Annotated in this window: 24 protein-coding genes; 15 read left to right on the top strand and 9 right to left on the bottom strand. The window is 70.4% G+C overall.

Features of this window, described 5'->3' with window-relative positions; genetic code table 11:
* Window positions 1-124 precede the first annotated feature (124 nt).
* The 8 genes from ACFYSH_RS17115 to ACFYSH_RS17080 all read left to right on the top strand — a co-directional run bounded on the left by ACFYSH_RS17115 (window position 125) and on the right by ACFYSH_RS17080 (window position 6,987).
* The gene (locus ACFYSH_RS17115) at window positions 125-772 is read left to right on the top strand and encodes an HAD family hydrolase (protein ID WP_359470418.1); all 648 of its coding nucleotides are present in this window, start codon (window positions 125-127) and stop codon (window positions 770-772) included.
* 42 nt (window positions 773-814) lie between these two features.
* Window positions 815-2,017, top strand: coding sequence for an MFS transporter (locus ACFYSH_RS17110; RefSeq protein WP_388753297.1), 1,203 nt, complete (start codon window positions 815-817; stop codon window positions 2,015-2,017).
* Window positions 1,986-3,158: an acetoin utilization protein AcuC gene (locus tag ACFYSH_RS17105; protein ID WP_388753294.1), complete on the top strand. Its 1,173-nt coding sequence runs from the start codon at window positions 1,986-1,988 to the stop codon at window positions 3,156-3,158. The genes ACFYSH_RS17110 and ACFYSH_RS17105 overlap by 32 nt, the downstream gene beginning before the upstream one ends.
* A 97-nt stretch (window positions 3,159-3,255) precedes the next feature.
* Window positions 3,256-4,071, top strand: a complete 816-nt coding sequence (locus tag ACFYSH_RS17100; protein WP_359470411.1) for a phosphatase — start codon at window positions 3,256-3,258, stop codon at window positions 4,069-4,071.
* A 128-nt stretch (window positions 4,072-4,199) separates the two neighbouring features.
* Entirely contained in the window at window positions 4,200-4,412 is a 213-nt protein-coding gene (locus ACFYSH_RS17095) for a helix-turn-helix domain-containing protein (protein ID WP_030124091.1), read from the top strand.
* 110 nt (window positions 4,413-4,522) lie between these two features.
* The gene (locus ACFYSH_RS17090) at window positions 4,523-4,621 is read left to right on the top strand and encodes a 30S ribosomal protein bS22 (protein ID WP_003948845.1); all 99 of its coding nucleotides are present in this window, start codon (window positions 4,523-4,525) and stop codon (window positions 4,619-4,621) included.
* 229 nt (window positions 4,622-4,850) lie between these two features.
* The gene (locus ACFYSH_RS17085; protein WP_359470448.1) at window positions 4,851-5,921 is read left to right on the top strand and encodes an NAD-dependent epimerase/dehydratase family protein; all 1,071 of its coding nucleotides are present in this window, start codon (window positions 4,851-4,853) and stop codon (window positions 5,919-5,921) included.
* A 16-nt stretch (window positions 5,922-5,937) separates the two neighbouring features.
* A complete protein-coding gene (locus tag ACFYSH_RS17080; RefSeq protein ID WP_359470407.1) occupies window positions 5,938-6,987 on the top strand; it encodes a lysophospholipid acyltransferase family protein in 1,050 nt (349 codons plus the stop codon).
* Between the two features lie 74 nt (window positions 6,988-7,061).
* Here the strand turns inward: ACFYSH_RS17080 and ACFYSH_RS17075 are convergent, their stop codons facing one another.
* The 3 genes from ACFYSH_RS17075 to ACFYSH_RS17065 all read right to left on the bottom strand — a co-directional run bounded on the left by ACFYSH_RS17075 (window position 7,062) and on the right by ACFYSH_RS17065 (window position 10,567).
* Complete coding sequence (locus ACFYSH_RS17075) at window positions 7,062-8,258, bottom strand: DUF5667 domain-containing protein (protein WP_388753290.1); 1,197 nt, start codon at window positions 8,256-8,258, stop codon at window positions 7,062-7,064.
* A 209-nt stretch (window positions 8,259-8,467) separates the two neighbouring features.
* The gene (locus ACFYSH_RS17070; protein WP_359470401.1) at window positions 8,468-9,253 is read right to left on the bottom strand and encodes an ECF subfamily RNA polymerase sigma factor, BldN family; all 786 of its coding nucleotides are present in this window, start codon (window positions 9,251-9,253) and stop codon (window positions 8,468-8,470) included.
* A gap of 372 nt (window positions 9,254-9,625) precedes the next feature.
* Window positions 9,626-10,567: an HAD family hydrolase gene (locus tag ACFYSH_RS17065; protein ID WP_388753287.1), complete on the bottom strand. Its 942-nt coding sequence runs from the start codon at window positions 10,565-10,567 to the stop codon at window positions 9,626-9,628.
* A gap of 155 nt (window positions 10,568-10,722) precedes the next feature.
* Here ACFYSH_RS17065 and ACFYSH_RS17060 point away from each other — a divergent pair, with 155 nt between their 5' ends.
* The 6 genes from ACFYSH_RS17060 to hemB all read left to right on the top strand — a co-directional run bounded on the left by ACFYSH_RS17060 (window position 10,723) and on the right by hemB (window position 17,334).
* On the top strand, window positions 10,723-10,998 hold the full coding sequence (locus tag ACFYSH_RS17060) for a glutaredoxin family protein (RefSeq protein WP_388753284.1): 276 nt from the start codon (window positions 10,723-10,725) through the stop codon (window positions 10,996-10,998).
* Window positions 10,999-11,283: 285 nt separating this feature from the next.
* On the top strand, window positions 11,284-12,075 hold the full coding sequence (locus ACFYSH_RS17055; protein ID WP_359470392.1) for a redox-sensing transcriptional repressor Rex: 792 nt from the start codon (window positions 11,284-11,286) through the stop codon (window positions 12,073-12,075).
* Window positions 12,072-13,565 (top strand): glutamyl-tRNA reductase, encoded by a 1,494-nt coding sequence (locus ACFYSH_RS17050; protein ID WP_359470389.1) that lies wholly within the window; start codon window positions 12,072-12,074, stop codon window positions 13,563-13,565. Before ACFYSH_RS17055 ends, ACFYSH_RS17050 begins: the two co-directional genes overlap by 4 nt.
* On the top strand, window positions 13,562-14,548 hold the full coding sequence (hemC, locus tag ACFYSH_RS17045) for a hydroxymethylbilane synthase (RefSeq protein WP_359470386.1): 987 nt from the start codon (window positions 13,562-13,564) through the stop codon (window positions 14,546-14,548). Before ACFYSH_RS17050 ends, hemC begins: the two co-directional genes overlap by 4 nt.
* Entirely contained in the window at window positions 14,545-16,212 is a 1,668-nt protein-coding gene (locus ACFYSH_RS17040) for a bifunctional uroporphyrinogen-III C-methyltransferase/uroporphyrinogen-III synthase (RefSeq protein ID WP_359470384.1), read from the top strand. The genes hemC and ACFYSH_RS17040 overlap by 4 nt, the downstream gene beginning before the upstream one ends.
* Window positions 16,213-16,338: 126 nt before the next feature.
* Window positions 16,339-17,334, top strand: a complete 996-nt coding sequence (hemB, locus tag ACFYSH_RS17035) for a porphobilinogen synthase (protein ID WP_359470382.1) — start codon at window positions 16,339-16,341, stop codon at window positions 17,332-17,334.
* Window positions 17,335-17,358: 24 nt separating this feature from the next.
* On the opposite strand, the gene ACFYSH_RS17030 is transcribed toward hemB, so the two are convergent.
* The 5 genes from ACFYSH_RS17030 to ACFYSH_RS17010 form a co-directional block, all read right to left on the bottom strand.
* Window positions 17,359-18,087 carry a hypothetical protein gene (locus ACFYSH_RS17030; RefSeq protein ID WP_359470380.1) on the bottom strand — a complete coding sequence of 243 codons (729 nt, stop codon included), beginning with the start codon at window positions 18,085-18,087 and terminating at the stop codon, window positions 17,359-17,361.
* Between the two features lie 295 nt (window positions 18,088-18,382).
* Entirely contained in the window at window positions 18,383-19,042 is a 660-nt protein-coding gene (locus tag ACFYSH_RS17025) for a response regulator transcription factor (protein WP_359470378.1), read from the bottom strand.
* A complete protein-coding gene (locus ACFYSH_RS17020) occupies window positions 19,039-20,187 on the bottom strand; it encodes a histidine kinase (RefSeq protein WP_359470375.1) in 1,149 nt (382 codons plus the stop codon). The genes ACFYSH_RS17025 and ACFYSH_RS17020 overlap by 4 nt, the downstream gene beginning before the upstream one ends.
* The gene (locus ACFYSH_RS17015) at window positions 20,184-21,026 is read right to left on the bottom strand and encodes a CPBP family intramembrane glutamic endopeptidase (RefSeq protein ID WP_388753278.1); all 843 of its coding nucleotides are present in this window, start codon (window positions 21,024-21,026) and stop codon (window positions 20,184-20,186) included. The genes ACFYSH_RS17020 and ACFYSH_RS17015 overlap by 4 nt, the downstream gene beginning before the upstream one ends.
* 214 nt (window positions 21,027-21,240) lie before the next feature.
* A complete protein-coding gene (locus tag ACFYSH_RS17010) occupies window positions 21,241-21,594 on the bottom strand; it encodes a hypothetical protein (RefSeq protein ID WP_388753276.1) in 354 nt (117 codons plus the stop codon).
* A gap of 168 nt (window positions 21,595-21,762) precedes the next feature.
* Here ACFYSH_RS17010 and ACFYSH_RS17005 point away from each other — a divergent pair, with 168 nt between their 5' ends.
* Entirely contained in the window at window positions 21,763-23,055 is a 1,293-nt protein-coding gene (locus ACFYSH_RS17005; protein WP_388753273.1) for a lipase, read from the top strand.
* Between the two features lie 107 nt (window positions 23,056-23,162).
* Here ACFYSH_RS17005 and ACFYSH_RS17000 read toward each other — a convergent pair whose 3' ends face one another.
* Window positions 23,163-23,816 (bottom strand): Type 1 glutamine amidotransferase-like domain-containing protein, encoded by a 654-nt coding sequence (locus ACFYSH_RS17000; RefSeq protein ID WP_388753270.1) that lies wholly within the window; start codon window positions 23,814-23,816, stop codon window positions 23,163-23,165.
* Window positions 23,817-23,918 lie beyond the last annotated feature (102 nt).

The raw sequence follows: 23,918 nt of genomic DNA, 5'->3' as shown, positions 1-23,918 counted from the left end.
CGCCGATGGTACTGCAGGGGGGACCCTGTGGGAGAGTAGGACGCCGCCGAACAATTATTCCGGGAAAGCCCCGTGCCCTTGTGGCACGGGGCTTTTCTGCGTTCACAGCGTCTAGGGTCGAACCATGCGCTACGAACTGGTCATCTTCGACAACGACGGCGTGCTCGTCGACAGTGAGCCGATCTCCAACACGGTCCTGGCCGGCTACCTCACGGAGCTCGGTCACCCCACCTCGTACGAGGAGTCCCTCCGTGACTACATGGGGGCAGCCATCCACCGGGTGCACGACCTGGTGGACGAGCGGACAAGCCAGAAGCTCCCCGCGGAGTTCGACGAGGAGCTGCACCGTCGCACCCTAGCCGCGTTCGAGGCGGAGCAACTGACCGCCGTGGACGGCGTCCAGGAACTGCTGGGCGAGCTCGTCGCCGACGGGGTGGCGTACTGTGTCGCCTCGTCCGGCAGCCACCAGAAGATCGCCGCCGGGCACCGCAAGGCCAACCTCGACCAATGGTTCGAGGAGGAGTGGATCTTCAGCTCCGAGGACGTGGGGCGTGGCAAGCCGGCCCCGGACCTGTTCCTCCACGCCGCCGAACGGATGGGCGTCGCCCCCGACCGGTGTGTCGTCATCGAGGACAGCCCGCTCGGCGTCGAGGCGGCCAGGGCGGCCGGGATGGACGTGTACGGATTCACCTCGATGATGCCGGCGGACCGGCTCGGAGGGGTCACCGGGCACTTCTCCGACATGTCCCAGCTCCTGAAACTGCTCGCCTGACCGATCTACCCAGCGGTAGTCCGGAGCTCTACGCTCGCGGCCATGACGGATGCGCGGTTGCGGCACGGCAGAGCCTCCCTGGCGCTCAGCTTCCTGGTGCAGGGGGTGACCTTCGCCCTGCTGGTGACGCGCATCCCCGCCATCCAGGACCGGTACGGGATATCCGACGGGCTGCTGCCCGTCTTCCTGGCCGCGGTGCCTGTTCTGGCGGGGGGCGCCAGTGTGGCCACCGAGAAGGTGGTCGCGCGGGTGCGGCCGGGGACCGTGCTCAGGTGGGCGCAGCCCGTCGTGTTGCTGGCCCTGCTGGGTGTGGGCGCGGGCAGCGAGGTCTGGCAGGTGGCCGTCGCGCTGGGGCTCTTCGGACTGGCGGTCGGGGCCTTGGACGCCTCGATGAACATGATGGGTGTGAGCCTCCAGCGGGCGTACGGGCGCAGCATCATGCTCGGGTTCCATGCCGCGTACAGCCTGGGTGGGATCGCCGGGGCGTCGTTGGCGTGGGCGGGGGCGTACGGGGATCTGCCGTTGCTGGTGTCCTACCTGCCGGCGGTGGTCGTGCTGCTGCCCGCGGCTCTGATCGGGAGCCGGTGGTACGCGGAAGGCAAGACCGGTGAGGAGGAGGCGTCGCGGGAGCCCGGCCAGGGTGCGTCCGTGCCGTTCAGGCTTCTGCTGCCGCTCTGCCTGGTGATGTCGTTCGCCTACATCGGGGACTCGACGGTCTCCAACTGGAGCGCGAAGTATCTGCAGGACGTGCTGGGCAGCTCGGAGCAGCTGGCGACGGTTCCGTACAACGTCTACATGGTGACGACACTGCTGGGGCGGGCCGTCGGTGACCTGGGTGTGCGGAGGTTCGGTGCGGTGGCCGTCGTGCGGGGCGGCAGTGTGCTGGCCGCGGCGGGGTTCGCGGTGGTGGCGGCGGCTCCCGGCGCCTGGTGGGGGATGCTCGGCTTCACGCTCCTCGGGCTGGGGCTCTGTGTGATCGTGCCGCAGACCTTCGCGGCTGCGGGGAGGATGTTCCCCGGGGCGAGTGATGTGGCGGTGGCACGGCTGAACGTCTTCAACTACGTCGGTTTCCTCGTCGGCTCGCCGCTGGTGGGGGCGCTCGGGGACGCGTGGAGCTACCGCGGGGCGATGCTCGTGCCCATGGTGCTGGTCCTCGCGACGCTCGTGTACGCCCGGTCGTTCGGGCCGGAACCCGCCCGATACGGTGGCGGGCATGAGCGGGCGCGCGCAGCTGATGTGGGATGAGGCAGTAACGGGATACGACTTCGGGTCCAGTCACCCCATGGATCCGGTCAGGCTCGCCCTGACGATGGGGTTGGTGAGGGCGTTCGGGCTGGACGGGTCGGTGGAGATCCGCTCGGCCAGGTCCGCGGGGGACTCCACGCTGCGGCTCGTCCACCGTGAGGACTACGTGGCGGCCGTCCGGGCGGCGTCGGCGGATCCCGGGGCCGCCGACCAGGCGTACGGGCTCGGGACCGTCGACGATCCCGCTTTCGCCGGGATGCACGAGGCGTCAGCGCTCATCGCCGGGCTTTCGGTGGGGGCCGCGGAGGCCGTGTGGCGTGGGGAGACCTCGCACGCCGTGAATTTCACCGGCGGCCTGCACCACGCGATGCCCGGGGCGGCCTCTGGCTTCTGTGTGTACAACGATCCGGCGCTCGCCATCGCGCGGCTGCTGGAGCTGGGTGCGGAGCGGGTCGCGTACGTCGATGTGGACGTCCACCACGGGGACGGGGTGCAGACGGCGTTCTGGGAGGACCCCCGGGTGCTGACGGTGTCGCTGCACGAGCACCCGCGCACGCTGTTCCCGCAGACCGGGTGGCCGGAGGAGACCGGTGCAGGGGCGGCTGAGGGCGGTGCGGTGAACGTGGCGCTGCCGGCGGGTACGGGCGACGCCGGATGGTTGCGCGCCTTCCACGCGGTGGTGCCCGAGCTGTTGGAGGAGTTCCGGCCCCAGGTGCTGGTGACCCAGCACGGTGCCGATACGCATTTCGAGGACCCGCTGGCCCATCTCGCGGTGTCGCTGGACGCCCAGCGGGCCGTCATGACGGCCTGTCATGATTTCGCCCATACCTACGCGGAGAACGGGCGCTGGGTGGCGTTGGGCGGGGGTGGTTACGCGGTGGTGGATGTGGTGCCGCGGTCCTGGACCCACCTCGTGGGGATCGCCGCGCACGCGCCGGTGGATCCGGAGTCAGTTATTCCGTCGTCGTGGCGGGACGAGGTCTACGCCCGGACGCGGCAGTTGGGGCCGGCGCGGATGACGGACGGTCGTACGCCGTCGTGGAAGCCCTGGGAGGACGGCTACGACCCGGCGGACCGGCTGGACCAGGCGGTGCTGGCGACCCGGCGGTCGGCTTTCCCGTTGCGCGGGTTGCTGGCCTGAGGAAGGGGTGCCGCCGCCCTCTCGGCCGTTACGCCAACGGTGGGGCGGTAGCGGGGTTCAGGCCCGTGGGTCGTTCCGCTGCGGGAGCATCGGGAGGGTGTTGAGCACCGGGGCGCTGCGCGCTCATCTGCTGGCGGCCCGGCTGGCCGGGCCCGTGGCCACGCCGCGCGAGACCAGTCTGCGGAGTTACCGGCTTTTCGCGGCGAGGGACCCTCGGGTGCTGCTCGGGCTCGATCCGGTCCGCGCCTGGGGAGAGCCTGATCTGCTGCGGCTGATGGCCGACAGATGCGGTGTCTCGGGTGACCCTGAGCATGTGTCAGGTCTGGATGTGATCGACCCGGATCGGACCCTGGCGGCGTTGGACGCGTTCGCGGAACGTCTCGCCGGGGCTGCGGAAAGGCGGGTTCCGGTGCTGTTCGGCACCGGTCATCCGCATCGACTGCTCGGCTTCTACGCCGCTCTGGCAGACGCTTTGTCGGCGGCCGGGTGCACGGTGCTCACCCCCGCGCAGGGCCGATGTGTCGACATAACGACCCGGTTCGGCGTACGTACGTGCCACCTTGATTACGTACAAGGTGTCGCCCTGGTGCGCGCATCGGGCGTGTGGGGTCCCGGCAGTGCCACCGGCGCACACACCCACTCGCCGCTGCCGGTTAGGGCCGTGCTGGAGGAGATCGTGAACGCCCGGGGGGTGCTGCCGGAGCTGGTGGTCGGGGACCACGGGTGGGTCTGCGGGGCAGGTCAGCTGGGCATCGAGGCCATCGGGCTGGCGGATACGGATGACCCCGCGCTGTTCGTGGGTGAGGCGGAGGGACGGGTGGCGGTCGCCGTTCCGCTTGATGACGGCGTGCAGTCGGTCTCCTACCGGCCCCTTACTCGGTATGTACTCAATCGGGCGTGTCTGTCACGGTAGGCGGCCGATCGTCTCACCTCTTCCCCACTTGCATCACCCGCCCCTAATCTGGGGAGTGAGCGCACAACGACGAAGAGTCACCGGAGGGGAAGCCGGTGCGCGTCTCGTGCGGAAGGTACAGGTGGGTCATGGCTGCTGACAGTGAGAGGCCTCTCAACGAGGTCAGGTTTCTGACCGTGGCGGAAGTCGCCTCGGTCATGAGGGTGTCGAAGATGACCGTGTACCGCTTGGTGCACAGCGGTCATCTGCCGGCGATCAGGGTGGGAAGGTCCTTCCGGGTCCCGGAGCAAGCGGTTCACGAGTATCTTCGAGAGTCCTTCGTGGGGGTGGAGTCGGCCTGACGTCGCCCTCGGATTACGTCCCTCACCCGGTGGCGGGTAGGCTAGGCCGACGTAGGTCGTGTGGGCCCAGACGCCCCGCACCAGTGAAGAAGAAGTGAGCGAGGGTAGTCGTGGGCTCTGTTATCAAGAAGCGGCGTAAGCGGATGGCCAAGAAGAAGCACCGCAAGCTGCTCAAGCGCACGCGCGTTCAGCGTCGCAACAAGAAGTAAGCGAACGCTGTTCGTCAGTCCGAGGCCCTTCCGCCGTACCGGTGGAAGGGCCTCGGTGCGTTCCGGGGCCCGTCTTCGGGGTGCGGCGGATCCGGTGGTATTCCCGCCATCGGTTCGGTAAAGCCCGCCTGGGGTCGTCACAGGGCAACGTCCACCGGCTACGGTGACGGCCAGGGGAAAAACCCGCTCGGTGAACGTGAACGTGAACGATCGACGGAAGGCGCTGATCTTGGGGAAGATCGTGCTCGTCACAGGCGCGGCCCGGCAGCTGGGGGGCCGTTTCGTGCGGCGGGTCCAGCGTGACCCGGGCGTGGACCGGGTGATCGCCGTGGACGCGGTCGCGCCCGGACATCAGCTCGGCGAGGCCGAATTCGTCCTCGCGGACATCCGGCAGTCGGCGATCGCCAGGGTCCTCGCGGAGCATTCCGTCGACACGGTCGTCCATCTGGACGTGTCCGCGAAGGCGATCGGACCGGGCGGCCGGACGACGGTCAAGGAGACCAACGTCATCGGCACCATGCAACTGCTGGGGGCCTGCCAGAAATCCCCGTCGGTGCAGCGGTTGGTGGTCAAGTCCAGCACCAACGTCTACGGTTCCGCACCCCGCGACCCGGCGGTCTTCACGGAGACGACGCCTCCCAAGTCCCTGCCCAGCGGTGGTTTCGCCAAGGACGCGGTGGAGGTCGAGGGGTACGTCCGCGGATTCGCGCGCCGCAGGCCGGACGTGGCCGTGTGCGTCCTCAGGTTCGCGAACATCCTGGGTCCCGAGCCGGACTCGCCGCTCGCCGACTACCTGTCGCTGCCCGTGCTGCCGACGGTCTTCGGCTACGACCCCCGGCTGCAGTTCGTCCATGAGGACGACGTCGTCGACGTACTGGAGATCGCCGCCCGCGAGCCCCGGCGGGGCACGCTGAACAGCGGCACGTTCAACATCGCGGGCGACGGCGTGCTGTTGCTCTCGCAGTGCTCGCGCAGGCTGGGGCGGCCGACCGTCCCCGTGCTGCTGCCGGCCGTCACCTGGGTGGGGTCGGCGCTCCGTACGATCGGCATGACGGACTTCTCGCCGGAGCAGATCCGGCTGCTCACGCACGGCAGGGTGGTCTCGACGGTGCAGATGCGCGAGACGCTGGGATTTCGGCCGAAGTTCACCACGGCCGGGACGTTCGCGGAGTTCGCGCGGAGCCGGGGGCCGGGGCTGCTGCCGCCCGAGCGGGTGGGCAGGGCGGTCGGCCGGCTGGCCGAGCTGCCGCACGGCGGGCGAGCGGCCGGCAGCACACATTCGACGCACGGCGCCAGGTAGAGGAGCGCGACCGACGATGGCGGACGCCAAGGTCATTCCCTTCGACGACGACCGTTCGCGCTCAGGCGCGGGGCGGCGCAGAGGTGCACTGCCGGGCGGCGGCCGGGGCCAGGGGCCCGTGGCGGCCGGTTCCGCGCCCGTGAGCACCCTGCCGGGCGGTCAGGTGCCGGAAGGGGCCACTGAGGCCGCCGGTGCCGCCTCCGAGGGCGGAGGGGAGGGTTCCGGGAGCGGCTGGGACCGGCGGGTCGCCGGTGGGCTCGCGTTCCTGCGGCGCCGGCTCACGGGCGATTACGACGTCGACGAGTTCGGCTACGACAAGGAGCTGACCGACCAGGTCCTCATGTCGATGCTGAGGCCGCTCGCGGACAGGTACTTCCGGGTCGAGGTGAAGGGCATCGAGAACATCCCGTCCGAGGGCGGGGCGCTCATCGTGGCCAACCATTCCGGGACGCTGCCGCTGGACGGGCTGATGCTCCAGGTCGCGGTGCACGACAACCACCCGGCCGAGCGGCATCTACGGCTGCTCGCGGCCGACCTCGTCTTCATGTTGCCGGTGGTCAACGAGCTGGCGAGGAAGGCGGGGCACACCCTCGCGTGCGCGGAGGACGCGGAGCGGCTGCTGCAGCGTGGTGAGGTCGTCGGCGTGATGCCGGAGGGCTTCAAGGGCATCGGCAAGCCGTTCGGTGAGCGGTACAAGCTGCAGCGGTTCGGGCGGGGCGGCTTCGTGTCGACGGCGCTGCGGGCCGGGGTGCCGATCGTGCCGTGCTCGATCGTGGGCGCGGAGGAGATCTACCCGATGATCGGCAACTCGAAGACGCTGGCGCGGGTCCTGGGGATTCCGTACTTCCCGATCACACCGACTTTTCCGTGGCTGGGGCCGGTGGGCGCGTTGCCGTTGCCGACGAAGTGGACGATCCAGTTCGGCGATCCGATCCCGACGGACGGGTATCCCCCGGAGGCGGCGGAGGACCCGATGCTGATGTTCAACCTGACGGACCAGGTGCGCGAGCAGATCCAGCACACGCTGTACAAGCTGCTGGTGCAGCGCCGGTCGGTCTTCTTCTGACCGTTCCGACCGTGGGAGCACGTACGGGTGAGGGGGCCGTCCGGTCGGGGCGGCCCCCTCACCACGTGCGGTTGTTACGAGCGCTCGATGTCTTCGCTGTCGATGCCCAGCCCGGGCAGCAGGCCCGGGAGGAGCGGCGGCAGGGTGACGTCGGGTGCGGGGGACGCGCCGGACGTGCCGCCGGGGGACGACGGGGTGCTGTCGTCCGTCGGGAGGTCGTCCAACAGGCCGTCCGTGCCTCCGCCGAGCAGCCCGTCGGCCGGGCTGCTCGAGCCGGAGGGCTGCGGTGAGGTGCTGGTGGACGCGCTGTCGTCGGGGGCCGCGGAGGAGGAAGGGGCCCTTCGGCCCGGAGCCGAGGAGCTCGGGTCCTCCTGCGGGGAGCCGGCGGTCGGTGCGTCACCTTCGGTGCCCGGGGTGCGGGGCAGCAGGGACTTCAGTGGGGCGACTTCCTGGTCCATGGCCTCGAAGACGGAACTGACCTTGTCGCTGACGTCGGTCAGCTGGACGGGCAGCCGGTCTCGGAGGCTGCTCCAGCTCGCGCGGTGCGAGCGGGTGAAGGAGTCCAGCGTCTGGATGGAGCCGATCGAGCCGTCGCGCCGGTAGGCGGTGTGGAGCAGCCGGTGGCCCTCGGTGGCGTCGCGCGTGACGCTGTCGAGGGCGCGTCTGACCTTGCCGATCGATTCGTGGTCCATGTCGCCCGCACGGCCTCGCTCCATCAGCCTGCGGGCTTCGCTGAGGCGCGTCGAGGCCTGGTCGAGGTAGACCTTGCCGCGGTCGGCGTCGCCGTCGGCCAGGCCGAGGCTGAGGTCCTCCATGCCGCGTTTGAGCGGGTAGAGGGAATCACCGGGCAGGGCGTCGGAACTGGCAGCGGCCACTCCGCCGAATGCTCCCGCGGCGACACCGATCGTGAGCCCGCCTGCGGTGAGGCCCTTCGCCCAGCGGGAGCGGGGACGTAGCCTCCGGATCGGGGAGGCCCGGTGGGCTCCCTTGTTCCGCTGTTCGGGCACCGTAGGGCCCGTGGACGCACCGCCCTCGGCGAACATGGTCTCCATGGCCGCGACGAGCTGCGCTCGCTGCACCACTTTGACCTCGGTATCGAATTCCGGCGCCGGTAGCTCACCGAGGCCGTTCGCCAGGGCCAACAGCTCTCCGTGGTCGGCCTGCTGGGCCGGGTCCTCGGGCTGTACGGCCGCCGCACCCTTGGGGGACTGGTCCTCCAGGGCCTGGGCGAAGGCGTTCGCCCGCCGGTGTGCCGAAACCTTTGCGATCACTGGCGGCACCTCCTCTCGTCATGACGGTCGACTCCCCTGAGGGTTCGGAAGGTTGCCCACCGGAGACGTTTCCACACGATCGAGCGAGTGGAAACGGTCAGGCGTGGCGACAGGGGGCCTGCATCCGGCACAACGAGTGGCGCGGCAATTGGGTTACGGACCGACCGGTGCCCGCTCGGCGTGTCACGGACACGTCACTCATGGTGATGTCAGCGGGCGTCGTCCGGCAGGAGCCGCGCGAGCGTGCGCACTGCCCGGTACTGCAAGGTTTTGATCGCGCCCTCGTTCTTTCCCATGACTCTGGCGGTCTCGGCGACCGACAGTCCCTGCAGGAATCGCAGGGTCACGCACTCCTGCTGCTGCGGGTTGAGCCGGCGTACGGCTTGCAGCAGGGCGGCGTTGGAGAGGGATTCCAGGACGGAGTCCTCCGGGCTCCGTGCGACCTCGTTGGCGTCGAGCATTTCGCCAGTGGTCACTTCCAGTCGGAAGCGACTGGATTTGAAGTGGTCGGCGACCAGGTTCCGAGCGATCGTGACCAGCCAGGCTCCGAAGTCGCGACCCTGCCAGGTGAAGGTGGAGATGCGGCGGAGTGCGCGCAGGAACGTCTCGCTGGTGAGGTCCTCCGCCGTCGCCTTGCCTCCCACGCGGTAGTAGATGTACCGGTACACGGTGTCGCTGTACTGGTCGTACAGGCGGCCGAAGGCCTCGGCCTCACCGGCCTGCGCGCGCTCGACGAGATCCATCATGCGCGCGCTGTCGCTGTCGGCTGTCGGACGGCGGACGGGAGCCGATGACGCGGCAGCCGCGGCGCCGCGGCTGCCGCGTCTTCCGACGGCCGCGCTGCGTTCGGCCAGCGCATAGCAAGGGCCGGCAGGTACAGGGGTGGCAAATTGGGGGACGGCGTACGCGGTGGGGACGAAGCCGCGCAAGAGGTCGAGGACCGTTGCGCGCAGCGTAGCCAGGCCCGAGGTGTCAACCCCGACGTGTGGGTACACGGGACTCCCAGAGGCAGAGCTTCCATCACGTGCAGTTCGAAAACCGTCACTCGTGGTAGCGAGTGGCGGGCTCCTTGTGCGTCTGAGGAGAATAACGCTTCGTACAGGCTGTGCTACACCCAGTTGCTCAAATCACCGGTTACGTCGCTTCCATAACCTGTAAGTGACGGTTCGGGCAGCACATCGTGACCGGTTAATGATCGAATAGCTTCGAGATATGCCTGTGGTGGCGACGGGTTGTGGTCACCGGTACGCAACGCGACTGGCCGGAGCGGTGGGGTCCATGTCCGCTGTCCGGCTCCCGATCGGGCGTACGTCCCGGGCGTGCCGCTTCCGCCCTCGTGCGGAGAGCCGGTGCGAGGGGCGGGCGGATCAGCGGCGGCGGCGGTGGAGCGCCACGGCGGCGGCCGTGCCCCCGGCCAGGGCGCCGACGCCGGCCGCGGCCGGGATGCCGACCTTGGCGGCCTTGCGGCCGGTGCGGTAGTCGCGCAGCCGCCAGTCCAGCGAGCGGGCGTGCTTGCGCAGCTTGGAGTCCGGGTTGATCGCGTACGGGTGACCGACCAGGGACAGCATGGGGATGTCGTTGTGCGAGTCGCTGTAGGCCGCGCAGCGCTCCAGGTCCAGGCCCTCGGCCACCGCCAGTGCGCGTACCGCCTCGGCCTTCGCCGGGCCGTGCAGGGGTTCGCCGACCAGGCGGCCGGTGTAGACGCCGTCGACCGACTCGGCGACCGTGCCGAGGGCGCCGGTGAGGCCCAGGCGGCGGGCGATGATGGTGGCGGTCTCCACCGGGGCGGCGGTGACCAGCCAGACCTTCTGGCCCGCGTCGAGGTGGGCCTGGGCCAGGGCTCGGGTGCCGGGCCAGATGCGGTCGGCCATGTACTCGTCGTAGATCTCCTCGCCGATGGCCATCAGCTCGGAGACTTGGTGGCCCTTGACGATGGACAGGGCGCTGTCGCGGGCGTCCTGCATGTGCTCGGGGTCCTCGACACCGGCCAGCCTGAACCAGGCCTGCTGCCAGGCGAACCTGGTCAGTTCGCGGCGCTGGAAGAACTTCCGCTTGTACAGACCGCGTCCGAAGTGGAAGATCGCGGCGCCCTGCATCACGGTGTTGTCGAGGTCGAAGAAGGCGGCGGCCCGGGTGTCCCCGGCCACCGGGAACGCCGGCTCCCGCAGTTCCGCCGGGGTGACCGACAGCTCTTCGGCCTCGGCGATGAGCGCCGTCTTCTGCGCGGCCTCGGCGGCGGCCTCGCCTGCGAGCACGCTGCGTGCGGTGGCGGGGCGCCTGCGGGGTGTGAGCCATCCAAGAGCGGCCATGTCGTGAGCATAGCCACTGTGTCCCGTACTTCCCGACCCGGCGGGATGCGATGGTGTGAACTCTCCGGGGCCGGGGCGTTAAACGGGTGATTCCGCACACGCTGCACGATCGGAGCGAGAAGTCAGGGGTCCGGCGCAAGGCGCAGAATGAAGGCATGAGTGCTCTGCTGCGTCGTACGAAGAAGAAGCCCGCCGACCGGGTGGTGACCCTCGTGGGAAAGCCGGGGTGCCATCTCTGTGAGGACGCGCGGCAGGTGGTGAGCGCGGTCTGCGAGGAGACCGGAGCGTCGTGGGTGGAGAAGGACATCACGCAGGACGAGGCACTGCACAAGGAGTACTGGGAGCAGATCCCGGTGGTCCTGATCGATGGCGAACAGCACACCTTCTGGCGGGTGGACCCGGCGAGGCTGCGCACGGCATTGCGTACGTGAGGGGACTTCTTGTGCGAAACCCGGTTAACATCATGGGCGTTTTGAGTGGACTCGGGGGCGTGGACATGAGGAGTGTGTGCCGTCTTGCCCCCTTCGGGCCCGCAACGGGCTGATGGCGTCCCGGGTTCCGGGATCGCGCAGGGAATATGCGTGACCCCGGTCACTTTGACCGGACAAAACGGACACTATCTTTGTGCACGCGTTCACAAAGACATAGCCTGCTGTCGACGGGGCGGTCATAGGACATACGGCCGCCTGCAGCCCCGCTCATCCCGCAGGAGCACCGTGGCAACTGGCCGAACACACCGACCGGCGACCCGTAGCCGAGGAATTCCCGAGGCCACCGTCGCCCGGCTTCCGCTGTATCTCCGCGCACTGACGGCGCTCTCCGAGCGCTCGGTTCCCACGGTCTCCTCCGAGGAACTCGCCGCGGCCGCGGGAGTCAACTCCGCGAAGCTGCGCAAGGACTTCAGCTATCTGGGCTCCTACGGCACACGCGGTGTCGGGTACGACGTCGAGTACCTCGTCTACCAGATCTCCCGCGAACTGGGGCTCACCCAGGACTGGCCGGTCGCGATCGTCGGTATCGGTAACCTCGGCGCCGCGCTCGCCAATTACGGCGGTTTCGCCTCCCGTGGTTTCCGGGTCGCCGCGCTGATCGACGCCGACCCCGCCATGGCGGGTACGCCGGTGGCCGGGATCGCCGTGCAGCACACCGACGACCTGGACCGCATCATCAGTGACAACGGTGTGTCCATCGGTGTCATCACCACCCCGCCCGGAGCGGCCCAGCAGGTCTGCGACCGGCTCGTCGCCGCGGGGGTGACCTCCATCCTGAACTTCGCGCCGACGGTGCTGTCCGTGCCCGACGGCGTCGACGTGCGCAAGGTCGACCTCTCGATCGAACTCCAGATCCTCGCCTTCCACGAGCAGCGCAAGGCCGGCGAGGAGGCCGCTGCCGACGGCAGGGCGGGTGCGGACGGGGACGGTGACGCCGAGGAGGCGCCGCCGATGCGCGCCAACCCCGCCGGCCGGAAGGGACCTGACGGGGACATGCCCGCCGTGATGCCGGCATGAGTCTCCTGGTCGTAGGTCTGAGCCACCGCAGTGCACCCGTCTCCGTACTGGAGCGGGCGTCCCTGGCGGTCGACGCCCGGACGAAGCTGCTTCATGACACCCTCGCCGCGGAGCCCGCGACCGAGGCCACCGTCCTGGCCACCTGCAACCGCATCGAGCTGTACGCGGACGTGGACAAGTTCCACGCGGGTGTCGCCGAGCTGTCCACCCTCCTCGCGCGCCACAGCGGGGTCGGGCTGGACGAGCTCACTCCTTATCTTTATGTGCACTACGAGGACCGTGCCGTCCACCACCTCTTCTCGGTGGCGTGCGGGCTGGACTCGATGGTCGTCGGCGAGGGCCAGATCCTCGGCCAGATCAAGGACGCGCTCGCGCTGGGGCAGGAGCTCCACACCGCCGGCCGTCTGTTGAACGACCTTTTCCAGCAGGCCCTGCGGGTCGGCAAGCGCGCCCACAGCGAGACAGGGATCGACCGGGCCGGGCAGTCGCTCGTCACCTTCGGTCTGGAGCAGCTGGCCGACGGCGCCGAGGTCACCGCGTGGGCGGCCGGCAAGCGCGCCCTGGTGATCGGCGCGGGCTCGATGTCCTCGCTCGCCGCCGCCACCCTGGCCCGTGCGGGCGTCGAGGAGATCGTCGTCGCCAACCGCACCCGGGCCCGGGCCGACCGGCTCGTCGAGATCCTCGGCCAGGCCGGGGTCCCGACGGCACGCGCCGTGGAGATGGCCGCGGTCGGGGACGAGCTGACCCGTGCGGATGTCGTCGTGTCCTGTACCGGCGCGACCGGTCTCGTGCTGACCGCGGAGGCCGTCGCCGGGGCGCTCGGCGTGGACTTCGACACCGCGGTGCGGGCGCCCGGGACAACGGCCGCCGCCGTGCCCGACGCGCTGGACCAGCACGCCGCGTGGGTGGAGAACGGTTCCGCCACCGCCGCCGCGCAGGATCGGGCCGTGCGCCGGGTGCCCGTTCGGCCGGCCTTCACGGGCCCCGCCCGTCTCCACCTGCTCGACCTCGCGATGCCGCGTGACATCGACGGAGCGGCGCACCGCGTCGCCGGTGTGCGCCTCGTCGACATCGAGTCGCTCGCCGAGGCGTCCGCGGACGCCCCGATGGCCGCCGACGTGGACCAGGTGCGCACCATCGTCGCCGACGAGGTCGCCGCGTTCGGAGCCGCGCAGCGCGCCGCCCACATCACCCCGACCGTCGTCGCCCTGCGCACCATGGCCGCCGATGTGGTGGCCGGCGAGATCGCGCGGCTCGACGGACGCCTCCCCGACCTGGACGAGAAGCAGCGCGCCGAGATCACCCAGACCGTGCGCCGCGTCGTCGACAAACTCCTGCACGCGCCCACCGTGCGGGTCAAGCAGCTCGCCAGCGAGCCCGGCGGCGCCGGGTACGCCGATGCGCTGCGGGAACTCTTCGACCTCGACCCGCAGACGGTGGCCGCCGTCTCCCGGGCAGACCTGAACGACCCGAATAGAGGGCGGTCATGACCGACAACTCACCCCTGGGCGGGGAGACCACCAGGCCGCTCCGGCTAGGCACCCGGCGCAGCAAGCTCGCCATGGCGCAGTCCGGCATGGTCGCCGACGCGGTCCGTGAGGTGACCGGGCGTGCCGTCGAGCTCGTCGAGATCACCACGTACGGGGACGTCTCCCGGGAGCAGCTGGCGCAGATCGGCGGGACCGGCGTGTTCGTCGCGGCTCTGCGCGAGGCGCTGCTGCGCGGCGAGGTGGACTTCGCCGTCCACTCGCTCAAGGACCTGCCGACCACACAGCCCGAGGGGCTCGTCCTGGCCGCCGTGCCGCCGCGCGAGGACCCGCGCGACGCACTGGTGGCGCGGGACGGCCTGACCTTCGAGCAGCTGCCGCCCGGTGCCCGCGTCGGCACCGGTTCGCCGCGCCGCATGGCGCAGCTCAACGCGTACGCCCGCTCGCACGGCCTCGAGATAGAGACCGTGGCGATCCGTGGGAACGTCGATACGCGCATCGGTTTCGTACGAAGCGGGGAGCTGGACGCGGTGGTACTCGCCGCCGCCGGGCTCAGCCGCCTCGGACGCACGGACGAGGTCACGGGCTTCCTGCCGGTCGACACCGTCCTGCCCGCTCCCGGCCAGGGAGCACTGGCGGTCGAATGCGCTGAAAGCAGCGCGGACCTCGCCGCAGCCCTCGCCGAGCTCGACGACCCGTACACCCGGGTCGCCGTGACCGCCGAGCGCGCCCTGCTCAACGCCTTGGAGGCCGGTTGCTCCGCACCTGTGGGTGCGCTGGCCGATCTCCTGGCCGACGGGCAGGTTGTCAACGAACTGCGCCTGCGCGGTGTCGTCGGTTCGACCGACGGTACTTCCCTGGTGCAGCTGTCCATCACCGGTCCCGTCCCCACGTCGCACGACGACGCGGCGGCCCTCGGTCGCGAGCTCGCGTCCGAGATGCTTGCCAAGGGTGCGGCCGGTCTTATGGGGGAGCGAGCACTTTGAGCCCCACCGGCCCTGTCGTATCCGACTTCCCTGTCCTGTCCGCAGGGCATGTCACCTTCCTCGGCGCCGGTCCCGGCGACCCGGGACTGCTGACGCTGCGCGCCGTCGAGGCGCTTGCGAGCGCGGACGTTCTTGTCGCTGAACCCGAGGTTCTCGACGTCGTCCGCTGCCATGCGCGGGCAGGGGTAAGCACGCCTGAGATGACGGTTGTTGACATGGCGTCAACACCCGCCGGAGTACCCGTCCTCAGGGATGCCGCCAATCTTGTCATGGAGGCAGCGAAGGGCGGGAGGCGGGTGGTCCGTGCCGTCACGGGCGACCCCGGCCTGGACGGCAACACCGGTGCCGAGATGCTCGCCTGCGCTGCGGCGGGTGTGCCCTTCGAGGTCGTGCCCGGCATCGCGAACGCGGTCGGTGTGCCCGCGTACGCCGGTGTGCCGCTGCGTGACGCGCAGGGTGCCGATGTGCGTTTCGTCGACGCGCGTACGGCGTCGGACCGCTGCTGGTCCGAGGTCGGCGCGAGCGACGCGACAGCCGTCGTGTCCGCGTCGCTGGACTCGGTGGCCGCGGCCGCCGGTGAGCTGGTCTCGGCGGGCCGTAAGCCCGACACCCCGCTCACGGTCACGCTCGCGGGGACGACGACGCGTCAGCGCACCTGGACGGCGACCCTCGGGACGATCGCCCAGGTCCTGAAGCAGGCCAAGGTCCTCCCGTCGCCGGACGGGCACCTGCCCGTCATAGCCGTGGTCGGCGAGCGCAGCTCCGCCGCCCAGCGCGACCAGCTCGCGTGGTTCGAGTCGAAGCCGCTGTTCGGCTGGAAGGTGCTCGTACCGCGCACGAAGGAGCAGGCGGCGTCGCTCTCCGACCAACTGCGTTCCTACGGTGCCGTGCCGCACGAGGTCCCGACGATCGCCGTCGAGCCGCCGCGCACGCCCCAGCAGATGGAGCGTGCGGTCAAGGGGCTGGTCACGGGCCGTTACGAGTGGATCGCGTTCACCTCGGTGAACGCGGTGAAGGCCGTACGGGAGAAGTTCGAGGAGTACGGGCTCGATGCCCGTGCCTTCGCCGGGATCAAGGTCGCGGCCGTCGGCGAGCAGACCGCCGCCGCGTTGATCGACTTCGGTGTGAAGCCGGACCTCGTGCCCTCCGGTGAGCAGTCCGCCGCCGGTCTGCTGGAGGACTGGCCGCCGTACGACCCGGTCTTCGACCCGATCGACCGGGTGTTCCTCCCGCGTGCCGACATCGCCACGGAGACGCTGGTGGCCGGGCTCATCGAGCTGGGCTGGGAGGTCGACGACGTCACCGCGTACCGCACCGTCCGTGCTTCGCCGCCGCCGGCCGACACCCGCGAGGCGATCAAGGGCGGCGGTTTCGACGCGGTGCTGTTCACCTCGTCCTCGACGGTCCGCAACCTGGTCGGTATCGCGGGCAAGCCGCACAACGTGACGGTGATCGCGTGCATCGGCCCGGCCACGGCGAAGACGGCCGAGGAGCACGGTCTGCGGGTCGACGTGCTGTCGCCGGAGCCGTCGGTCCACAAGCTGGCCCAGGCGCTGGCGGACTTCGGCGCGCAGCGCCGGGACGCGGCCAAGGAGGCCGGTGATCCGGTGACCCGGCCGAGTGAGCGGCGCCCCGGTGCGCGGCGTCGCAGGACGACGACCTGAGGGTCGGCGACAGATGCGCGGGCCCGGCTGCTCCTCCATGGAGCGGCCGGGCCCGCCGCGTGTCGCTTGGTTTTTCCGGCTGTGCTGTCGGTAAACCGGTGATGTGCGCGGGTCTAGTCTCGAAGGATGACCGATTACGGAAACTTCCCCGGCTCGCGGCCCCGCCGGCTGCGGACGACCCCCGTCATGCGGCGCATGGTCGCCGAGACCCGGCTCGACCCGGCGAATCTGATCCTGCCCGCGTTCGTACGCGAGGGCATCGACGCCCCGGTCGCCATCTCGGCGATGCCCGGTGTCCAGCAGCACACCCTGGACACGCTGCGGAAGGCCGCTGTCGACGCGGTCGCGGCGGGTGTCTCGGGGATCATGCTCTTCGGAGTCCCGCTGGACGAGAAGAAGGACGCGCGGGGCACGGCGGGGACCGACCCGGACGGGATTCTCCAGGCCGGGCTGCGGGCGGTACGCGAAGAGGTCGGGGACGACCTGGTGGTCATGTCCGACCTCTGTCTGGACGAGTACACCGATCACGGCCACTGCGGGGTGCTGACCGGGGACGGCCGCGTCGACAACGACGCCACGCTGGAGCGGTACGCCGAGATGGCCCAGGTCCAGGCGGACGCGGGCGCCCATGTGGTGGGCCCCAGCGGGATGATGGACGGCCAGGTCGGGGTGGTCCGGGACGCGCTGGACCAGACGGGCCACGAGGACGTGTCGATCCTCGCCTACACCGCGAAGTACTCCTCTGCCTTCTACGGCCCGTTCCGTGAGGCGGTGGGCTCCTCGCTCAAGGGTGACCGCAAGACGTACCAGCAGGACCCGGCGAACGTCCGGGAGTCACTGCGGGAGCTGGCGCTGGACCTGGAGGAGGGCGCCGACATGGTCATGGTCAAGCCGGCCGGACCCTACCTGGACATCCTGGCCAAGGTCGCCGACGCGGTGGACGTGCCGGTCGCGGCGTACCAGATCAGTGGTGAGTACGCCATGATCGAGGCCGCCGCGGAGAAGGGCTGGATCGACCGGGACGCGGCGATCCTGGAGAGCCTGACGGGCATCCGGCGCGCGGGTGCGCGGATGATCCTGACGTACTGGGCGACGGAGGTCGCGCGGAAGCTCGGGCGCTGAGGGGCGGACGTGATCTCACGGGACTCACCCGATCTTTTGCAGTTGGTTCCGGTCGGTGTCGAACATGTACGTGACCGACGCGCCTGATTCAGGGAAGGAGAGGAAGGGCTTGCCGGCATTATTGATTTCGGTGATCCCTTTCTTTCCACCGCTCACCCAATGCAGGCGTGCCGTCCATCGAGCAATACCCTGCGAGGCCCCGACGAGGGTGAATACCTCGGGTTCCGACGCAGAGATCCTGTAAGGGAAGTCTGTCAATTCTGGGTCTTTTGCACCGTCGATGCTGAACGTTTCGAAGCGCGGGTTGGAGGTATCCAGGTCCGCCTTGTAAGCCCGTTTCGTCATCCCGGCTCCGCAACCCGCTCCGACGGCCATCAGTGTTCCGATGTCGCGCCTCGTTGCTCCGCTGGTCTCGATGTCGATCCCTGTGAGCACAACGGCCTTTTCGTCTGTGCCCTGGATCGTTACCAGTACGGAATTCCCGGTCGGCACATCGGACCGGGCCGCCTTCCGCACGTCGGTCAAGATCTTCTCCTGGTCATTTCCGAAAGCTTTGTCGTCCCCGCCGCCCAGGCGAGCCCGCAACTCTTCCGCGAGAGGCGGTGCAGCGCCGGCCAGATGCCATGTATTGCAGTGCGACCTGTCATGGGCCTGCACACTGACGACGGGTTTTGCCGCTTCTTCGCCGTCAAGGAATCCCGTGACAACGGACGCACCGCCCTGTTGCAACCAGCCGGCAACAACGGTGGTCAACACGGTGAGCCCGGCTGCAAGCGCTACCTGCCCCCTCCACCAGGGAGTAGCGGCCTGACCGCTTGCCCCGGTCGTTCCGTCCGGTGGCTGGGCAGGACTTGTACCGACTGGCTGTGCAGGGCTCGGGTCTCCGCTCACGGCGTCCTCTGTTCGTCGTCCGGACCGACAAGGCCGTACCTGACGGTGATGCTGATCAGCATGGCACTACGAGCCGAAGATAATCAGTTGGTCGGTTGCATCTGTCCGCACTCACGGGGCGCATGCCGCGGGCCGCTTCGCCGCCCGGGCAGCGCCGTCACTGCACCAGGCCCTGGCGGTAGGCGTAGACGACGGCCTGGACGCGGTCGCGGAGGCCGAGTTTGGTGAGGATGCGGGAGACGAAGGTCTTGACCGTCTCCCGGCTGATCACGAGGGTCGCCGCGATCTCGTTGTTGGAGAGGCCGTCCGCGATGAGGCGCAGGACCTCCAGTTCGCGGGGAGTCAGCGGGATGTCGGGGCCGTTGTCCTCGGTGGGGCGGATCCGGGCGGCGTAGCGGCCCACGAGCTGGCGGGTCACCTCGGGGTCCAGCAGGGCGGCGCCCGCCGCCACGGTGCGGATGCCGTGCAGGAGCCGGTCCGGCGGGGCGTCCTTCAGGAGGAAGCCGCTGGCGCCGGCGCGGAGCGCCTCGTAGACGTACTCGTCCAGGTTGAACGTCGTCACCACGAGTACTTTGACGGGGTGCGGCACGCCCGCGCCGGCCAGCAGACGGGTGGCTGCGATGCCGTCGAGCACCGGCATGCGGATGTCCATCACCACGACGTCCGGGCGCACCTTCGCGGCGAGGTCGACCGCGGCCTGTCCGTCTCCGCACTCGGCGGCGACCTCGAGGTCGGGCTGGGCGTCGATGATCGTCGACAGCCCGGTGCGGATCAGCACCTGGTCGTCGCAGATCAGGACCCGGATCGGCGCGGTCACGATGGGCTCCCGGTGGGTATGCGGACCCGGACGGCGAAGCCGCCGTCCTTCTGCCTCTCCGCGCTGAAGTCGCCGCCGAGGACGTCGACCCGTTCGCGGAGACCGGCCAGGCCGCGTCCGCTCCCGGAGAGTCCGGTCGTCCGCGAGCCGGAGCCGTCCGTGCCGACCTCCACGGTGATCTCCCTGTCGCCATGGCGCACCCGGACCGAAGTGCGGCTGCCGTGAGCGTACTTGAGGGCGTTCGTGAGGGACTCCTGCACCACCCGGTAGGCCACGAGGTCGGCGCTGCCGGCCGATTCGGCCGGTGTGCCCTCCTCGGTGAACTCCACGGGCTGCCCGGCCCGCCGGGTCTGCTCGACGAGGGTGAGGAGCCGGCCGGCAGGCGGTGTCCTGGGCTCGGTGCCGTGGTCGGGGTTGAGCAGGTCGAGCAGGTGCCGCAGGTCCGTGATGGCCCGCCGCCCGGTGTCGGTGACGGCCGTCAGGCTCTGGTCGAGGCGGTCGGGTACGGCGGTCAGGTAGCGGGCCGCCTCGGCCTGTACGACCATCGCCGTCACGTGGTGGGTTACCACGTCGTGGAGCTCGCGGGCGATGCGGGCGCGTTCGGCGGTGCGGGTGTCCTCGGCGACGCGGCGGCGGTGTTCGGCTTCCAGGGCCCGGGCGTTGCGCAGCCATGTCCCGACGCCCCAGGTGAGTGCCACGGCCAGGTAGAACGTCACGAACTCGCTCGGCGGTTCGCCGGGTCCGATCCGGTGGAGCGCGACCGCCAGGGGTACGTACGCCACGGAGACCGCGATCGCGGTGGTGCGCCTGTGGTGTTCCAGTCGGGACGCCACGCTCATCAGCGCGAGGGGCAGGGCGATGCCCGCGAGCGAGTGGTAGCCGCGGAGCTGGTCGACGGCGAAGCCGGCCGACACCAGGGCGAGGCAGAGGGCGGGCCACCGGCGGCGTCCGGCGAGCGGGAGGCACTGGAGGGCGATCGCGACGAAGGCCAGGGAGTCGAAGGGGCGGGTCGGCAGGCCGCCGAGCTCCGTCCCGTTGTCGTGGTACACCAGCGAGGCGGCGAACAGGACCGCCGCGAGCGGGACGTACCAGACTGTGGCACCTGACCGGCGCCACAGTTCCTGGATCCGCGGGAGTCCGGTCATCGGGGAAGTGTAGTGGTGGCCGCGGCCCGGTCGGCGCGGTCGGCGCGGCGTCGGGGCACCAGGTTGCCGCGCTTGTGGGCCAGCCACATGAATCCGATCGTCGCCAGTGCGCCGAACAGCACCGCGTACACGCTGCCTTCCGGGCCGAAGTCGCCGCCGGTGACCCACGTCGGGCCGGACGTGACGCTGTCCAGCAGTCCCTGCGGGGTGTCGTTGCCGGAGACCTCGGTGCTGAAGATGCCGGCCGCCGCGAAGTTCCAGCCGAAGTGCAGGCCGATCGGCAACCACAGGGTGCGGGTCGCGGCGTAGGCGGCGGCGAGCATGCCACCGGCCTCGATGGCGATGGCGAGGGCGCCCCACAGGCTGGCGTTTGGGTTCAGCAGGTGCGAGGCGCCGAACACGACCGCGGTCAGCGTCAGCGCGATCCAGGTGCCGGTGTACTCCTCGATGATGCGGAACAGGACGCCGCGGAAGAGCAGTTCCTCCGTCACAGCGGCGGCCGCCATGAAGCCGACCAGCCCCAGGGCGCCGGTGACCGAGCCCAGACCGTTGATCTCGTAGTGCGCGTTGACGTAGATGTTCGTGACGACGGCGCCGAACATGGCGACGCCGATCAGCATCCCCCGGCCGACCGCGGACCCGGCCCCCTTGCGGGCCACTTCGGTGGACGGGCGGTGCTCGGTCTTCCGCACCACCCATCCGTAGACGAATACGGCGAGCACGGAGGTCAGGAGTCCCAGGACGAGCTGGATCCAGGGGTTGCCCTCCAGGGCGGCGACAGTCAAACCGCCGATCATGGTGACCACCACGACGGCCAACAACTGCCAGACGAACCTCATGAACGCTCCTTCTCCGGGTCCGCGGCCGGGGTGCCGCGGCGCCTCGAACGCTACGGATCGGGCGCCCGCGAATCGTCACCTCGTGGTGGACACCTGCGTGTAGCTCGCATGGGGGACACGTCGCTCACCGCCGGGCTTCCCGACCAGGTCGACTCCCCGGTCGGCTTGGTCCGCCGCCGTCTCACGGACAATGACGCCACGCCCATCAGTCGCGTCAGGGCCAGTCGACCAGGGCCATGAACCCCATGACGGCGACGACGGCGATGCCGGGCGCGGCCATGGAGAGGAGCACCCGGGTCGCGGCCTGCCGCTGACGCCAGGGCAGGGCCCAGCTCGTCACGAGGACGATCAGCGACAGGACGAGGCCGGTGCAGAGGACGGCCCATGCCGCGTTCCACGAGTCGGTGAAGCCGTCGGCCTGCGCGCCGTCGCAGGAGTCGCAGGCCATGGGTGACAGGCCGCCGAAGAACAGGGCGAGGGCCGCTGCGGGCAGGGTGACGAGCGTGGAGACCAGCGGACCGGCCCAGGCGTGCGGGGAGCGGGGGTCGAGGAGATCATCATCCGACATGTGTACGAGTCAACGCGGCTCCGTGGCCGGGCACATGAGCGCTCGTACTCAGAGGCGATCACGACCCGGGGGCCACCCCCAGGAGAGCCCGGGGGCTCGCCGCACTGCGGTAACGCTCTCCCCTTGTGAGGCTGAACGGGCAGGCATCCGTACTCACTGGGGAGAACCATGAACGTCTCCGTCACCGCGCCCCCGCCCGTCCGGCCTCGGGCCCGTCGGCTGAGGGCACCCCTGGCAGCCGTCTGTTGCGCGCTCCTGCTCGGCGGGCCCGCCGCGACGGCGGCCGTGGCCGTGCCTCACCCCGCTCAGGTGCAGGCCCAGCACCAGGGGCGGGGCGCGCTGGTCTCCGCCGAGGAGCTGTACACGCTAGCCACCCCCGAGGACGTGACCGCCGAACTGGCGGCGGCCGGGTTCGACGGTGACACCGTCCGGCACGGCGTGGTCGCGTACAGGCTGGTCTACCGGACCGTCGACGCGCACGGCCGGCCCACCACGGCGAGCGGACTGTTCGCTCTGCCGCTCACGGACGGGCGACGGTTACGAGCGGTCTCCTTCGCGCACGGCACGGGCGCCCACAAGGACGACTCCCCGTCCATGCAGCGCGCCGCGTTCGTGTCCGCCCCGGTCATCGCGCACGCGGCGGCAGGGGCGGCGGGTGTCGCGCCGGACTACCTGGGGATGGGCAAGGGGCCGGGCCTGCACCCCTGGATGGACATCGGCTCGGAGACCACGGCGTCGCTGGACATGCTGCGCGCGGCCCGCGCCTTCGCACCCCGTACCGGGCACACGCTGGCGCGCGAGGTGATGGTCACGGGCTTCTCGCAGGGCGCGTCGGCGGCCCTCGGGCTCGCCAGGGCCTTGGAGGCGGGCGAGGACCGGTGGTTCAGGCTGGGTGCGCTGGCGCCGGTCAGCGGCGCGTACGACTTCGGCGGCACGGAGCTGCCCGCGCTGCTCAGAGGTGACGTGGAGGCGAAGTCCGGTGTGATCTACGCGGCGTACACACTGGTGGCCTTCAACCGGCTCCACCCCGTCTACGACCACCCCGGCGAGGTCTTCGACGACGACTACGCCGAGCACATCGAGGAGCTGTTCGACGGCGCTCACACGGGCCGGCAGCTGATGGCGGGCACCCCGGAGACCGTGCGCGAGCTCCTGACCGACCGGGGCCGCGAGGTGCTGGAGCATCCGACGGGAGCGCTGGCGGACGCCCTGCGTACGACGGACGCCGTCTGCACCGACTGGGCGCCGGAGGCCCCGGTCCGGCTGTACATGGCGTCCGGCGACGAGCAGGCCGTCACCGGAAACACCGTGCACTGCCGGTCCGCCTTGCGCCGGAACGGCGTGGACGCCCCGGTGGTCGATCTCGGCGCGGTCGACCACCAGGGTTCCCGTCACCTGGGGTCCAACGTCGCGGCGACGTCCGCGATCGTCCGCTGGTTCGGGGAGCTGCGAGGGCGCTGACCGGGTGGTTGCTACGTCGCCCGGGAGGCTCGGGGCTCAGCTCCGGGCGGCGTGTGCGGCGAAGGCCGACCAGGTGGTGGGGGCGACGGTGAGCCCGGCACGCCCGGTCAGTAGACGCGGGTGGCCGGGCCGTCGACCACGATGGCCTGACCGTCGCGCAGCGTCTGATGGGGGACGCCTGCGGCGCGGTAGCGGGCGGCGACGGTGCCGAGGATCTCCGTCTCGGGGTGCCCGGGCGAGTCGATGTGGGGCACCACGGCGTGGTCGAGCAGCGCCAGTCCGTCCCAGCGGGCCCGGTCGCCGTACGCGGTGCGGACGGCCTCCGGGTCGTCGCACGGCTCCAGGCCGTGCAGATCAGGCGCCAGGACGCAGGCACCGGCGCTGTAGCCGGCGTACACGAAGGCGTCCCGGCGCAGCAGGTCGACCAGGGCGCGGTCCGCACCGCTGCGGGCAAGGGCCTGGCGCAGGACGAAGGCGTTGCCGCCGCGCACCCAGACGAGGGGGAACCGGACGAGAGCGGCCGCGACCCGCCCCGCGGGCTGATCGAAGAACGTACGCAGGTCGACCTCGACCGGCCGCAGTCCGAGCGCGGTGAGCGCTGCGCACTCCCGCTCGACCGCCACCCGGCGCTCGTTGTCCGGCAGGGCGTCCACAGCGTTGGCGATCACCGCGGCCTCGGCTCCGTGGGCGGGTCGGTGCAGGAGCGCCAGTAACCGGTCCGGGTGGTCGCCTGTACGGAACGAGGAAAGGTACATACGCATCCGCAGACCGTAGCGGGCCGCTGATCACGTGCCGGCCGACGACGCGAGCGGGCGTGGCACCGGTCGTCCGGTGCCACGCCCGAAGCGCGGGTCAGTTCACGG

It is taken from the genome of Streptomyces sp. NPDC005791, from assembly GCF_042871485.1.
In the GTDB taxonomy this organism is placed as follows: Bacteria; Actinomycetota; Actinomycetes; order Streptomycetales; family Streptomycetaceae; genus Streptomyces.
Note: the sequence above shows the minus strand (reverse complement) of the source record. Positions and strands in the feature narration are given on the sequence as shown.

Coding starts and splice junctions, on each gene's coding strand:
- ACFYSH_RS17115 (WP_359470418.1), top strand. CDS start 125: ATGCGCTACGAACTGGTCATCTTCGACAACGACGGCGTGCTCGTCGAC.
- ACFYSH_RS17110 (WP_388753297.1), top strand. CDS start 815: ATGACGGATGCGCGGTTGCGGCACGGCAGAGCCTCCCTGGCGCTCAGC.
- ACFYSH_RS17105 (WP_388753294.1), top strand. CDS start 1,986: ATGAGCGGGCGCGCGCAGCTGATGTGGGATGAGGCAGTAACGGGATAC.
- ACFYSH_RS17095 (WP_030124091.1), top strand. CDS start 4,200: ATGGCTGCTGACAGTGAGAGGCCTCTCAACGAGGTCAGGTTTCTGACC.
- ACFYSH_RS17080 (WP_359470407.1), top strand. CDS start 5,938: ATGGCGGACGCCAAGGTCATTCCCTTCGACGACGACCGTTCGCGCTCA.
- ACFYSH_RS17065 (WP_388753287.1), bottom strand. CDS start 10,567: ATGGCCGCTCTTGGATGGCTCACACCCCGCAGGCGCCCCGCCACCGCA.
- ACFYSH_RS17060 (WP_388753284.1), top strand. CDS start 10,723: ATGAGTGCTCTGCTGCGTCGTACGAAGAAGAAGCCCGCCGACCGGGTG.
- ACFYSH_RS17050 (WP_359470389.1), top strand. CDS start 12,072: ATGAGTCTCCTGGTCGTAGGTCTGAGCCACCGCAGTGCACCCGTCTCC.
- hemC (WP_359470386.1), top strand. CDS start 13,562: ATGACCGACAACTCACCCCTGGGCGGGGAGACCACCAGGCCGCTCCGG.
- hemB (WP_359470382.1), top strand. CDS start 16,339: ATGACCGATTACGGAAACTTCCCCGGCTCGCGGCCCCGCCGGCTGCGG.
- ACFYSH_RS17020 (WP_359470375.1), bottom strand. CDS start 20,187: ATGACCGGACTCCCGCGGATCCAGGAACTGTGGCGCCGGTCAGGTGCC.
- ACFYSH_RS17015 (WP_388753278.1), bottom strand. CDS start 21,026: ATGAGGTTCGTCTGGCAGTTGTTGGCCGTCGTGGTGGTCACCATGATC.
- ACFYSH_RS17010 (WP_388753276.1), bottom strand. CDS start 21,594: ATGTCGGATGATGATCTCCTCGACCCCCGCTCCCCGCACGCCTGGGCC.
- ACFYSH_RS17005 (WP_388753273.1), top strand. CDS start 21,763: ATGAACGTCTCCGTCACCGCGCCCCCGCCCGTCCGGCCTCGGGCCCGT.
- ACFYSH_RS17000 (WP_388753270.1), bottom strand. CDS start 23,816: ATGCGTATGTACCTTTCCTCGTTCCGTACAGGCGACCACCCGGACCGG.